Origin of the sequence: Achromobacter sp. (genome assembly GCF_050285565.1) — a bacterium.
In the GTDB taxonomy this organism is placed as follows: Bacteria; Pseudomonadota; Gammaproteobacteria; order Burkholderiales; family Burkholderiaceae_B; genus Achromobacter.
This window is the reverse complement of the sequence record NZ_JBLZXG010000003.1, coordinates 620,714-633,765: the sequence shown is the minus strand read 5'-3', so window position 1 is coordinate 633,765 and position 13,052 is coordinate 620,714. Positions and strand designations below refer to the sequence as shown.

General features: G+C 69.3%; 12 protein-coding genes. 4 read left to right on the top strand and 8 right to left on the bottom strand.

What is annotated here, in order from left to right; genetic code table 11:
* The 7 genes from ACN6O8_RS08820 to kdgD (ACN6O8_RS08790) form a co-directional block, all read right to left on the bottom strand.
* A partial coding sequence (locus tag ACN6O8_RS08820) for an amino acid ABC transporter permease (protein WP_427990692.1) occupies positions 1–1,055 on the bottom strand: 1,055 nt, incomplete at its 3' end.
* Positions 1,056–1,079: 24 nt separating this feature from the next.
* On the bottom strand, positions 1,080–2,288 hold the full coding sequence (locus ACN6O8_RS08815) for an aminotransferase class I/II-fold pyridoxal phosphate-dependent enzyme (protein ID WP_427990674.1): 1,209 nt from the start codon (positions 2,286–2,288) through the stop codon (positions 1,080–1,082).
* Positions 2,289–2,410: 122 nt separating this feature from the next.
* Positions 2,411–3,427 carry an amino acid ABC transporter substrate-binding protein gene (locus ACN6O8_RS08810; RefSeq protein ID WP_427990673.1) on the bottom strand — a complete coding sequence of 339 codons (1,017 nt, stop codon included), beginning with the start codon at positions 3,425–3,427 and terminating at the stop codon, positions 2,411–2,413.
* A 327-nt stretch (positions 3,428–3,754) separates the two neighbouring features.
* On the bottom strand, positions 3,755–4,477 hold the full coding sequence (locus ACN6O8_RS08805; RefSeq protein ID WP_427990672.1) for a FadR/GntR family transcriptional regulator: 723 nt from the start codon (positions 4,475–4,477) through the stop codon (positions 3,755–3,757).
* A gap of 180 nt (positions 4,478–4,657) precedes the next feature.
* Positions 4,658–5,572 (bottom strand): 5-dehydro-4-deoxyglucarate dehydratase, encoded by a 915-nt coding sequence (kdgD, locus tag ACN6O8_RS08800; protein ID WP_427990671.1) that lies wholly within the window; start codon positions 5,570–5,572, stop codon positions 4,658–4,660.
* A gap of 235 nt (positions 5,573–5,807) precedes the next feature.
* Complete coding sequence (locus tag ACN6O8_RS08795; RefSeq protein ID WP_427990670.1) at positions 5,808–7,388, bottom strand: aldehyde dehydrogenase (NADP(+)); 1,581 nt, start codon at positions 7,386–7,388, stop codon at positions 5,808–5,810.
* Between the two features lie 60 nt (positions 7,389–7,448).
* A complete protein-coding gene (gene kdgD, locus ACN6O8_RS08790) occupies positions 7,449–8,363 on the bottom strand; it encodes a 5-dehydro-4-deoxyglucarate dehydratase (protein WP_427990669.1) in 915 nt (304 codons plus the stop codon).
* A 255-nt stretch (positions 8,364–8,618) separates the two neighbouring features.
* Here kdgD (ACN6O8_RS08790) and garD point away from each other — a divergent pair, with 255 nt between their 5' ends.
* On the top strand, positions 8,619–10,193 hold the full coding sequence (garD, locus tag ACN6O8_RS08785) for a galactarate dehydratase (protein WP_427990668.1): 1,575 nt from the start codon (positions 8,619–8,621) through the stop codon (positions 10,191–10,193).
* Positions 10,194–10,230: 37 nt separating this feature from the next.
* Positions 10,231–11,208, top strand: a complete 978-nt coding sequence (locus tag ACN6O8_RS08780; protein ID WP_427990667.1) for a Bug family tripartite tricarboxylate transporter substrate binding protein — start codon at positions 10,231–10,233, stop codon at positions 11,206–11,208.
* An 81-nt stretch (positions 11,209–11,289) separates the two neighbouring features.
* On the opposite strand, the gene ACN6O8_RS08775 is transcribed toward ACN6O8_RS08780, so the two are convergent.
* On the bottom strand, positions 11,290–11,952 hold the full coding sequence (locus ACN6O8_RS08775) for a ProQ/FinO family protein (protein WP_427990666.1): 663 nt from the start codon (positions 11,950–11,952) through the stop codon (positions 11,290–11,292).
* A gap of 136 nt (positions 11,953–12,088) precedes the next feature.
* Between ACN6O8_RS08775 and ACN6O8_RS08770 the strand changes: the two genes are divergently transcribed.
* Together ACN6O8_RS08770 and copC are read left to right on the top strand one after the other, a co-directional pair.
* Complete coding sequence (locus ACN6O8_RS08770; RefSeq protein WP_427990665.1) at positions 12,089–12,529, top strand: DUF2946 family protein; 441 nt, start codon at positions 12,089–12,091, stop codon at positions 12,527–12,529.
* A gap of 165 nt (positions 12,530–12,694) precedes the next feature.
* Complete coding sequence (gene copC, locus ACN6O8_RS08765) at positions 12,695–13,051, top strand: copper homeostasis periplasmic binding protein CopC (RefSeq protein ID WP_427990664.1); 357 nt, start codon at positions 12,695–12,697, stop codon at positions 13,049–13,051.
* Position 13,052 lies beyond the last annotated feature (1 nt).

Sequence of the window (13,052 nt, the reverse complement as noted above, 5' to 3'; positions counted from 1 at the left end):
CCGGTCTGGTTCAGCGTGGTGTTGACCACCGACACGATGTCCGGATAGCCGATGGCCACGGCCAGCGAGCTGTTCTTCAACAGGTTGAGATACTGGCTGGTCATGGGCGGGATGATGACCCGCAAGGCTTGCGGCAACACCACCAGGCGCAGGGCCAGCGGCCGGCGCAGGCCGAGGGCGCCGGCCGCCTCCCACTGGCCGTTGCCGACTGCCTGGATGCCCGAGCGCACCACTTCGGCGATGAACGCCGCGGTGTAGATCACCAGGCCCAGCAGCAGCGCCGCGAACTCCGGCGTCAGCGTCAGGCCGCCCGTGAAGTTAAAGCCCTTGAGCTCCGGCATGTCCAGCGTCAGCGACGCGCCGCCGGCCAGCCAGCCGACGACTGGCAGGCCGATCAACAGGCCAATGGCCGCGCGGCCCAGCGGGAACACCTGGCCGGTGGCTTCCTGGCGCTTCCTGCCCCAGTGGCCCAGGAACAGGATGGCGACCACGGCCAGCCCGAGCCCGGCCAGCACCCAGTCGAGCGAGGCGCCTTCCAGCCCCGGCACCTTGAGGCCGCGGTTGGAGATGAACACGCCCGGCAGCGGGTGGTGCGCCTGACGCGGGCCCGGCATGTTCTCGGTGATCAGCGCATACCAGAAGAACAATTGCAGCAGCAGCGGCACGTTGCGCATCACTTCGACGTAGACCGAGGCCAGCCGCGCCACCAGCCAGTTCCTGGACAGCCGGCCCACGCCGACCAGCACGCCCAGCACGGTGGCGGCCACCAGCGCCAGCAGGCCGACCCGCAGCGTGTTCAGGATGCCGACGACGATGGCGCGGCCATAGGTGTCGGCCGGCGCGTAGGCGATGAGCGACTCGCCGATGGCGAAGCCGGCTTCGCGCGTGAGAAAGCCGAAGCCGGTGGCGATGTTGCGCAGCGCCAGGTTTTGCAGGGTGTTGTGAACCAGGAACCCGATCGCCGCTCCGGCCAGCGCCAGCGCGATGGCCTGGTAGGCCAGGGCGCGGGTGGCGGGATCGTTCCAGGACCAGCGGCGCGGCGGCCGCCGCGCCATGGCGTTGTTCGGCTTGTCCACGCTTCAGCCCGCCATCAGCGCGTTGACGGCGGCGGCCAGCCGATCCATGCCCTGTTCGATCACCTCGGTGGCGGTGGCGAACGAGAACCGCACATACGGCGACAGGCCGTACGAGCCGCCGTCGATCACGGCCACCCCGGCCTGGCGCAGGAAGAACAGGCTCACGTCCAGGTCGGTCTTGAGTTCGCCGTCCGGGCCGTGGCGGCCGATCAGGCCGCCGACGTTGGCGTAGACATAGAAGGCGCCGTCGGGCGTGGCGCAGGAGATGCCGGGAATCGCGTTCAGGCGCCGCACCATCAGATCGCGGCGCGCCTTGAAAATGGCGACCATCGCGGCCACGCTGGATTGGTCGCCTTCGAGCGCGGCCTGGGCCGCGGCCTGCGAGATGGCGCTGGGGCAACTGGTGCTTTGCGACATGACCGTGCTCATGGCCTTGATCAGGTCGGCCGGGCCGGCGCCGTAGCCCACGCGCCAGCCGGTCATGGCGTAGGCCTTGGACATGCCGTTGACGATCAGCGTGCGGTCGGCCAATCGCGGTTCGACCTGCACCGGCGAGACGTGCGGCTCGGCGCCGTAGCAGAACGGCGCGTAGATCTCGTCGCTCAGGATCCAGACGCGCGGATGGCGCACCAGCACCTCGGTCAGGGCGCGCATCTCGGCGCGGCTGTAGACCGCGCCGCTGGGGTTGCTGGGCGAATTCAGGATCAGCCAGCGGGTGCGCGGAGTGATGGCCGCTTCCAGGCGGGCGGCGTCGAGCTTGAAGCCTTGCGACTCGGGGCCGGTCACGACCACCGGCTTGCCATCGTTGAGCAGCACCATGTCGGGATACGACACCCAGTACGGCGCGCACACGATCACTTCGTCGCCCGGTTCCAGACTGGCGGTCAGGGCGGCGCCGATGATCTGCTTGGCGCCGGCGCCCACCGTGATCTGGTCCAGGCCGTACTTGGCGCCCAGCGCCTGTTCCAGGGCGGAAGCGATGGCGCGGCGCAGCCCGGGCGTGCCGTTGGGGCTGGTGTAGCGGATGTCGCCGCCGGCGATGGCGTCCTGGCCGGCGCGGGCGATGTGGGCCGGCGTGGGCATGTCGGGCTCGCCCAGGGTGAAGTCGGCGATCTCGCGCCCGGCGCGGCGCAATTCGTCGACCACGATCTTGGCGGCCATGCTGGGGGAGGGTTTGATCTGCTTGAGGCGGGCGTTGACGATGCTGTTCATGATGACGGCTTCAAAAAAAGGCGGTGGCCGGCCGGTGGCGGCCGCGCCGCGGAAAATCGAGTAAGCGGAGCGAAAGACGAGGGCGCGGCCCGGCGCGATGACGGGCCGCGCGGTGACGGACTTCAGCGCACGGGCCAGCCGTACATCAGGCCGCCCTGGGTCCACAGCTTGTTCAGGCCGCGATCCAGCTTCAACGGGCTGTCCTTGCCCATGGCGCGGTCATAGCTTTCGCCGTAGTTGCCGACCTGTTTGATGATGTTGTAGGCCCACTTGTCATCCAGCCCCAGGTTCTTGCCCATGCCGGGCGTCACGCCCAGGATGCGCTGCACGTTGGGGTTGGTGCTCTTGAGCATCTCGTCGACGTTCTTGGATGTGATGCCGTATTCCTCGGCTTCGAGCATGGCGTTGAGCGACCAGCGCACCACGTTGAACCATTGCTCGTCGCCCTGGCGCACCATCGGCCCGAGCGGCTCCTTGGAGAGATTTTCCGGCAGGATTTCCCAGTCGTCCGGCTTGGCCAGGCGGGTGCGCATGTTGGCGGCGGTGTTGGACTTGTCGTTGGTGTAGGCGTCGCAGCGGCCCGACTCCAGCAGACGGAAGTTCTCGTCGTAGTTCTCGACCAGCACCGGCTTGAAAGTGATGCCGCGGGCGCGGAAGTAGTCGGCCAGGTTCAGCTCGGTGGTGGTGCCCGGCTGCACGCAGATGGTGGCGCCGTCCAGTTCCTTGACCGATTTGACGTTCATGGACTTCTTCACGATCAGGCCCTGGGCGTCATAGAAGTTCACGCCCACGCCGATCAGGCCCAGGGTGGTGTCGCGCGTCAGGGTCTGGGTGGTGTTGCGCGACAGCATATCGATTTCGCCCGATTGCAGGGCGGTGAACTTGGCCTGCGCGGTCAGCACGTTGCCCTTGACCTTGCTGGCGTCGCCGAACATGGCGGCGGCCACGGCACGGCACATGTCGACGTCCAGGCCGGTCCATTCGCCCTTGCTGTCGAGCACCGAGAAACCCGGAATGCCGGCGAAACCGCATTGCAGGAAGCCTTTTTTCTTGACGGCTTCGAAGGTGACGCCGGCCTGGGCGCCGGAGGCAACGCACAACAGGGTCGCCGCGACGGCGGTGGTCAGGAACTTGCGCATGAGAGTGATCTCCAGGAGAGGGAAAGGCAGGAAGGGAAAGATTCCGGCGCACCGTCACACCCCCCGGGCGGGCGGGATGGGACGGGCGCTTGGGGCAGGGGGAAAGGCGGGGCGGACGCGCCGACGGCCTTCCGGGCGGGCCGCTTACCGGCGCAGGCGGGCGGCGTAGCGTTGGAAGGTCGGGCGGGGGGCGGGCAACAGGCTCATCGGCGGCACTTGAACGGCAGGTCTTGCGTAACTGATGAGACGTATGATGGCAGCCATCATACAAGTGAACAAGTCAGGGGATTCCCGTAATTCGCCGGGCCCCGCGGGCCCGGCGCGGCGTCATGCCGGCGGGTTGGACAGCAGCTTGCGGTAGCGGGCGATGCTGTCGCCCAGGTGGCGCGCCATGGCGGCGCGCGCGGCGCCGGGATCGCGCCGCATGATGGCGGTCAGGATGGCTTCGTGCTCTTGCACGTTGCGGGTCTCGTAGACCTCCAGCTCCTCGGGCGTCTTGCCGCCGTGCTTGATGTTCAGGTCGAGCATCACGTCGCGCACCGCCGCTTGCAGCAGGGCCGGGAAGTGCGGGTTGTTGGAGGCGCGGGCGATCGACAGGTGGAATTCGTAATCGGCCTTGACGGCCGCTTCCATGTCGCGGGTGGCGCGGTTGAAGGCGTCGAACGCCTCGACGATGCCGCTCAGGTCGGCGGCGCTGCGGCGCTCGGCCGCCAGGCCACAGGCCTCGACTTCGAGGCCGGCGCGCAGTTCCATGATGTGCAGCGCCCAGCGCGGATCGGCGGCCGGGGCGACAACGAAATCGATGGGCTTTTCGCGGTCCTCGGTGACGAACACGCCGATGCCGGCCTTGCTGACCAGCCGCCCGCTCAGGCGCATCGAGGCGACGGCCTCGCGGATCACGGTGCGGCTGACGTCGAACTCGGCGCACAGCGCGTGTTCGGAGGGCAGCTTGTCGCCGGGGCGGTATTGGCGCGCGTCCAGGCGCTTGGTCAGTTCGTCGATGACGACGTCGGTCAGGCGCGAACGCTGGCGGGGCCGGGGAGTTTCCATTGTCTCTCTTGTCGGGTTGCGGCGTCGGAAAGGCCGTAGTCCCTATGATAAACGCCCGATGCCGTATGACAGCATACAGGATGCGCCGCAAGCGCCACGCCCTCCGCGAAGGGAGGGCGTGGCGGGGCGATCGGTCTGGCGCGCCCGGCACGAGCCGGCACGCGTCCGCGCGGGGCTTACTTATTGCGGGCCGAGCTTGCGGATCAGGGCGTCGAGCATCTCCATTTCGTCGGGACGCAGGTCGGTCAGGGGTGCGCGCACCGGGCCGGCGTCGCGGCCGACCAGCTTGGCGCCGGCCTTGACGATGCTGACGGCGTAACCGGCGCAGCGGTTGCGGATCTCCAGATAGGGCAGGAAGAACTCGTCGAGCAGGCGGTTGGTGGTGTCGTGGTCGTGGGCGGCGACGGCGCGGTAGAACTGCATCGCGGTCTTGGGCACGAAGTTGAAGACGGCCGACGAATACACCGGCACGCCCAGGGCCTTGTAGGCGGCGGCGTAGACCTCGGCGGTGGGCAGGCCGCCCAGGTAGGAGAAGCGGTCGCCCAGCTTGCGGCGGATGCGCACCATGGCCTCGATGTCGCCGATGCCGTCCTTGAAGCCGACCAGGTTGGGGCAGCGCTCGGCCAGTTGGGCCAGGCTGTCGGCCGACAGGCGCGACTGGGCGCGGTTGTAGACGATGACGCCGATCTTGACCGACTTGCAGACCTGCTCGACGTGGTCGGCGATGCCTTGCTGCGAGGCTTCGGTCAGGTAATGCGGCAAGAGCAGCACGCCCTTGGCGCCCAGACGCTCGGCTTCCTGCGCGTAGGCGATGGCCAGGCGGGTGGGGCCGCCAGCGCCGGCCAGGATCGGCACCTTGCCGGCGCAGGTGTTCACGGCGGTGCGGATGACGTCCGAGTATTCGTCGGGGGCCAGCGAGAAGAACTCGCCGGTGCCGCCGGCGGCGAACAGGGCGGTGGCGCCGTAGGGGGCCAGCCATTCGAGGCGCTGGGCGTAGGTCCTGGCGTTGAAGTTGCCTTGCGCGTCGAAGTCGGTCACGGGGAAGGAGAGCAGGCCTTCCGAGACGATGGCCTTGAGTTCCTGGGGTGTAGTCATGCCTGAGTCCATTGATGCGAGGTAAAGGCCGTGCGGGCGTCATGCCCGTGGCCATGATGGGGAATTATCGATGTATGTCATCGTACAACATACAACTATGAGGAGCAACGAGGAGGCGTTACCGCCTGATGTTGTCGTACAACACGATGAAAGTCTGGCGCCGCCGGCCTTGCCGGGCGCCCAAAGAAAACGGGCGGCGCATTGCCGCCCGTGGTGCATCCCGAATGGGAAACGCTCAGACCGCCAGCACGCCGTCGGTCATACGCGGCAGGCCAAGCGGATTGGCACGCTTGAGGCCGTCAGGCAACAGGGCGTCGGGCAGGTCCTGATAGCAGACCGGACGCAGGAAGCGGCGGATGGCGGTGGCGCCGACCGAAGTCGAGGCCGGGTTCGACGTGGCCGGGAAGGGGCCGCCGTGCACCATGGCGTGGCACACCTCGACGCCCGTGGGGTAGCCGTTGGCCAGGATGCGGCCGGCCTTGCGTTCCAGCACCGGCAGCAGGCCGCGCGCCACTTCGGCGTCGGCCGCGTCCACGAACAGGGTGGCGGTCAACTGACCTTCCAGGTGCTCGGCCACCTCCCGCATCTGCGCGGCGTCGCGGCAAGCCACCACCAGCGAGGCCGGACCGAACACCTCGGCCTCCAGCTCGGGCGCGGCCAGAAAGCGCGCGGCGTCGGTGCCGAACACCGCCGGCCCGGCCGCGTTGGCGGCGGGCCGCGACGCTTCGCCGCGGCCCAGCGTGACGACGCTGGCGTGGCCGGCCAGCGCCTGCTCGCCCTGCGTGTAAGCGGCGAAAATGCCGGGCGTGAGCATGGTGGCCGCGCCCTTGGCCTGCACCGCCTGGCCGGCGGCCTGGCGGAAGCGTTCCAGCGCCGGACCTTCGATGCCGATCACCAGGCCGGGGTTGGTGCAGAACTGGCCCACGCCCATCACCAGCGATTCGACAAAGCCCTGGGCGATGGTCTCGGCGCGCGCCTCCAGGGCGGCGGGCAGCAGGAACACCGGGTTGATGCTGGACATCTCGGCATACACCGGGATCGGCACCGGACGCGCATTGGCGGCCGCCACCAGCGCCAGGCCGCCCCGGCGCGAACCGGTAAAGCCGATCGCGGTAATGGCCGGGTGGGTCGCCAGCGCCGTGCCGATTTCATTGCCCGCGCCGAATAGCAGCGAGAACACGCCTTCGGGCAGGCCATGCTTGGCGACGGCCTGCTGGATCACGCGGCCCACCATCTCCGAGGTACCGGGGTGGGCGTTGTGGGCCTTGACGATCACCGGGCAGCCGGCCGCCAGCGCCGAGGCGGTGTCGCCGCCAGCCACCGAGAATGCCAGCGGAAAGTTGCTGGCGCCGAATACGGCCACCGGGCCCAGCGGCACATTGGCCAGGCGCAGGTCGGCGCGCGGCAGCGGCTGGCGCTCGGGCTGGGCCGGATCGATGGTGGCGTCGAGGAAGTAGCCGTCGCGCACCACCCGGGCGAACAAGCGCAACTGGCCCACGGTGCGGCCGCGTTCGCCTTGCAGGCGCGCCAGCGGCAGGCCGGTTTCCAGGTGGGTGCGCTCGATCAGCGCATCGCCCAGCGCCAGGATGCCCTCGGCGATGCTTTCGAGCAATTGCGCGCGGGTTTCGAGCGGCGCGGCGCGGTAGGGGTCGAAGGCGGCGGCGGCCAGCGCGGCGGCGCGCGCCACGTCCTCGGCGGTGCCGGCGCAAAAGGCCGGTTGCAGCGGCTCGCCGCGGGCCGGGTCGATGGCGTGCAGCGGCGCGCCGGTTCCCTTTACGGCCTGGGCGCCGATCAACATATTGCCGGTCAAAGTCATGCAGTCTCTCCGAATGAAAACGCCCCCGGGCCGGGGGCGAGCAGGGGGGGCACGGTCGGCTTATTGCGGGCCGAGCTTGCGGATCAGGGCGTCGAGCATCTCCATTTCGTCGGGATGCAGGTCGGTCAGGGGCGCGCGCACCGGGCCGGCATCGCGGCCGACCAGCTTGGCGCCGGCCTTGACGATGCTGACGGCGTAACCGGCGCAGCGGTTGCGGATCTCCAGATAGGGCAGGAAGAACTCGTCGAGCAGGCGGTTGGTGGTGTCGTGGTCGTGGGCGGCGACGGCGCGGTAGAACTGCATCGCGGTCTTGGGCACGAAGTTGAAGACGGCCGACGAATACACCGGCACGCCCAGGGCCTTGTAGGCGGCGGCGTAGACCTCGGCGGTGGGCAGGCCGCCCAGGTAGGAGAAGCGGTCGCCCAGCTTGCGGCGGATGCGCACCATGGCCTCGATGTCGCCGATGCCGTCCTTGAAGCCGACCAGGTTGGGGCAGCGCTCGGCCAGTTGGGCCAGGCTGTCGGCCGACAGGCGCGACTGGGCGCGGTTGTAGACGATGACGCCGATCTTGACCGACTTGCAGACCTGCTCGACGTGGTCGGCGATGCCTTGCTGCGAGGCTTCGGTCAGGTAATGCGGCAAGAGCAGCACGCCCTTGGCGCCCAGACGCTCGGCTTCCTGCGCGTAGGCGATGGCCAGGCGGGTGGGGCCGCCAGCGCCGGCCAGGATCGGCACCTTGCCGGCGCAGGTGTTCACGGCGGTGCGGATGACGTCCGAGTATTCGTCGGGGGCCAGCGAGAAGAACTCGCCGGTGCCGCCGGCGGCGAACAGGGCGGTGGCGCCGTAGGGGGCCAGCCATTCGAGGCGCTGGGCGTAGGTCCTGGCGTTGAAGTTGCCTTGCGCGTCGAAGTCGGTCACGGGGAAGGAGAGCAGGCCTTCCGAGACGATGGCCTTGAGTTCCTGCGGCGTGGTCATGGGCGATATCCGTGGGTGGCGGACGCGCGCCCGCGAACGGTCGCGCGATCAGGCGATCAGGTTGAATAGGTATGTCATCGTACAACATGAATTTCGCCGGCTCAAGCGGGCTGCGCACGCGCTTCATCGGTAAGGGCGGTAACCAACCTGGGGAAATCCGCAATGCCGCCAACGGCGCGTCTATGGATAATCGCTGTAGTTGTACGATAACGTATCGGATGCCGCGACCGCGGCGTCGCATTTCGAGGATTGCCCATGTCGTTCGCGCCCGGCCCAGCGCCCGTGCTGATCAAGATTCACCCGCAGGACAATGTTGCCATCGTGGCCAACGACGGCGGGCTGCCGGCGGGCACGGTACTGCCGGACGGCCTGGTGCTGGCCGAAGCCGTGCCGCAAGGCCACAAGGTGGCGCTGTGCGATCTGGCGCGCGGCGAGCCGGTGCGTCGCTACAACGTGGTCGTGGGCTACGCGGCGCGCGACCTGCCGCGCGGCAGCTGGATCAACGAACGCGTTACCACCATGCCCGCGGCCCGCACGCTCGATGACCTGCCGGTGGGCACGCGCACGATCGCGCCGCCGCCCCCGCTGACGGGCTACACCTTCGAGGGCTACCGCAACGCCGACGGCACCGTCGGCACGCGCAATCTTCTGGCAATCAGCACCACCGTGCAATGCGTGCAGGGCGTGGTGGAACACGCGGTCGAGCGCATCCGCCGCGAACTGCTGCCGCGCTATCCCCATGTCGATGGGGTGGTGGCTATCGAGCACACCTACGGCTGCGGCGTCGCCATCGATGCCCCGGGCGCGGCGGTGCCGGTGCGTACGCTGCACAATATCGCACGCAATCCCAATTTCGGCGGCACCGCCATGGTGGTCAGCCTGGGCTGCGAGAAACTGCAACCCGAGCGCCTGCTGGCGCCGGGCGCGATTCCCATCCGCGCCGGGCTGGGCACGGCTGGCGGCGAGGGGGTCGACACCATCGTGCTGCAGGACGACGCGCATGTCGGCTTCGAGTCCATGATCGCCAACATCATGCGCACCGCCGAACGTCATCTGCAAACGCTGAACCGCCGCCGCCGCGAGACCTGTCCCGTGTCCGAGCTGGTGGTGGGCGTGCAGTGCGGCGGCAGCGATGCGTTTTCGGGCGTGACGGCCAACCCGGCGGTGGGCTTCGCGGCGGATCTGGTGGTGCGCGCCGGCGGCACCATCATGTTCTCGGAGAACACCGAGGTGCGCGACGGCATCGATCAGTTGACCGCGCGCGCCGCCACGCCCGCAGTGGCCGAGGCGCTGGTGCGCGAGATGGCCTGGTACGACGCGTACCTGGAGCGCGGCGGCGCCGACCGCAGCGCCAACACCAGCCCCGGCAACAAGAAGGGCGGCCTGTCCAACATCGTGGAAAAGGCGATGGGCTCGATCATCAAATCCGGCTCCAGCAACATCGACGGCGTGCTGGCCCCCGGCGAGCGGCTGACGCGCAAGGGACTGATCTTCGCCGCCACGCCGGCCAGCGACTTCATCTGCGGCACCTTGCAGTTGGCGGCCGGCATGAACCTGCACATCTTCACCACCGGCCGCGGTACGCCCTACGGGCTGGCGCAAGTGCCGGTGATCAAGGTCGCCACCCGCAGCGACCTGGCGCGGCGCTGGCACGACCTGATGGACGTGGACGCCGGTCGCATCGCCACCGGCCAGGCCACCATCGAGGAGGTGGGCTGGGAGCTGTTCCGGCTGATGCTGGACGTGGCCAGCGGCCGGCACCAGACCTGTGCCGAGAAGCTCAAGCTGCACAACGCCCTGGCGCTGTTCAATCCGGGGCCGGTGACCTGATCCGAGCCCCTCTCTACATAACGACAACGGAGACGACATGGATTCCAACAGACGACATCTGCTGGCCGGCGCGGCCGCGCTCGGACTGGCACGGCTGACGCCGGCCTGGGCCCAGGCGGACGCGTGGCCAACGCGGCCCGTGCGCATCGTGGTGCCATACCCGCCCGGCGGTTCGTCGGACATCATCGCGCGTGTGATCGCGCCGCGGCTGGCCGAGGCGCTCAAGCAGACGGTGGTGGTCGAGAACAAGCCGGGCGCCAACGGCAATCTGGGCGCCGGCATCGTGGCGCAGTCGGCGCAGGAAGGCCACACCGTGCTGTTGTGCGACGTCGGCGCGTTGGCGATCAGCCCGTCGGTCTACACCAAGCTGTCGTTCGATCCGTCCAAGGATTTGCGCGCGGTCGGCATGCTGGCGTATTCGCCGCATGTGCTGGCGGTGCATCCCGACGTGCCGGCCCGGACCGTGCCGGAACTGGTGGCGCTATCGCAGAAGCAGCGCCTGAATTTCGCCGTCACCGCCATCGGCAGCGCGCCGCACCTGGCCGCCGTGGCGGTGCAGCAGGCCACCGGCGCGCAATGGGAATACGTGCCCTACAAGGGCGGCTCGCAGGCCGTGACCGACACCATCGGCGGCCAGACCCAGGTCATCATGAACGGGCTGTTGGCGACGCTGCCGCACATCAAGGGCGGCAAGCTGCGCGCGATCGCGATCTCAAAGAAGGAGCGCATGCGGCTGGTGGCCGATATCCCGACGATCTCGGAGCAGGGCGTGGCGGGTTTCGAGTCGGGCACCTGGCAGGGCGTGATGGCGCCGGCCGCCACCACCGACAAGACCGCCAACCTGCTGGCCACGCTGATGGGGCAGATCGTCAACCAGCCCGACGTGAAAGCGCAGTTGAACGAGCAGGGCGCCGAGATCGTGGTGCGTGACCCGCCGCAGCTGGCGCAGTTCTTCAACAGCGAGCGGGCGCGCTGGGCCAAGGTGGTGCAGAGCGCGGATATCCGCTTGGATTGAGGCGGCTGGCGAGGCGGCGCCATGACGACGGCCCGTGGGCGCCAGGCGCCGCACGGGCCGTTTTCGAGGGCCGAGCCGGGTTCAGTCGGAGGTCGGCGTGTCGGCCGGCGCCTGGGCCGGCGCGGGTCTGTCCGCGCGGACGTCGGCGGGCGCGGCGGCCTCGGCCTGCACCGGCGCGGCGTCGGCCTGGGCCGGCTGGCCGGCCGGCTTGTCCTTGCCGGCATTGGGCTTGTTCGCATTGCCCTTGCCGCCACGGCCGCCGCCCGCCTTGGCGTGGCGGCGCGAAGCCATGCGCTTGGCGTGCTGGGCTTCGTTGGCGGTCACGGCGCCGGCGGGTTCGCCATTGAGGTCCACGCGCGCGGCGTTCTCGACCATGCTGTCCCAATAGCGGCGGCCGTCACACCAGGTCTTGACGGCCTGCTTGATTTCGTCGGCGCTCAGTTGCAGGGTCTTGGCGTGTTGCACCAGATCCTCCAGCACCCCCAGCTTGAGCGGCACCTTGGGCGCCGGCTTCTTGGGGAAGGCTTTGGGAAATTGCCGTTGCAGTCGCGAAATGGCGATCAGCACCGGGTCGACCGGCGTCTCGCGCCGCTCGGTGGCGGGCGCGCGCGCGGGCTTGTCGGACTTCTTCTTGGAAGCCGCCTCGCCGGCGTTCGGACGCGCGGGTTTCTTCTTGGAAGCCGCCTCTTCTTGAGCCTGCTTGACAAGCAGTCCTCGGATTGCGGCTAGCTGTTCTAGGCCCATGGTGTGCTGCACGTTCTGATGTTGAAAGCGTGGAGCATAACAGTTGTGGCGTGTCCGATTGAAGTTGCAGGCGCGCGGCGGGCATCGTAAGCTGGCCGGCACCATGGGGATGCATACGCCGGTTACGTTTTCGCGCATGTCCGCCGTCACCCGCCGCGCGCTGGCGTGGCTGGCGGCGGGGCTGCTGGTTTTCCAGTCGCTGGTGGCCGCGACGGCGTTCGGCGCGCCCGCGCCGATGGGGCCCGCGCGCGGGGCATCCGTCATCCTGTGCACGGCCGGCGGGCCGCGCGTGGTGGCGCTGGACGGCGTGCCTGCCGGGACGGCCGCAGCCGCCGCGGCCCCGGCCGGTTCGCCGGGCGCGCACGACGCCGCGGGCGGCACCTTGCCGCATTGCTGCGCCGCCAGTTGCGCCATGCTGGGCGGCGTCGGTCCGCCCGCGTTCGCGGGCCAGGCCTGGCGCTTGCCGCCACCGCCGTCGTCACCGCCGCGCGCGGCGCAGGCCACGCCCTGCCCGCGTGGCCAAGCAGCCTGGCTGCCGCAGCAATCGCGCGCGCCGCCTAATTCCCTCGCCGCCTGATTTCCGCGTCTGCCTGGGCGCGCGCCATCGCGGTGGCGCGCGGCCGCAGCGAGGCCGCTTTCCATCCCTATCCCGTTGGCCGTGGCGCGCCCCCTGTGTCCGCGCACGCGCCTTTGCTTTGTTGAGCGCGCGGCCGCGCGCCGCCGCATCCTTGGAGTCCTGCTCATGTTCAAACCCGTTTTCATCGCCGCCACGCTGCTGCTCGCCCCGCAATGGGCCTGGGCGCATGCCCACTTGCAGCGCGCCACGCCCGCCGACAAGGCCGAGGTGGCCACGCCGTCCGCGGTCACGGCCCGTTTTTCCGAAGGGCTGGAACCGGCGTTTTCGTCGCTGACGGTACTGGACGCCGCCGGCAAGCAGGCCGTCGCGGCCAAGGCGGCGCCCGCGCCCGGCGATGACAAGACGCTGGTGCTGCCCGTTGCCAAGCCGTTGCCGGCCGGCGCCTACACGGTGAAATGGCAGGCTTTGTCCAAGGACGGCCACAAGACCAACGGAGCCTGGACGTTCACGGTCAAGCCCTGAG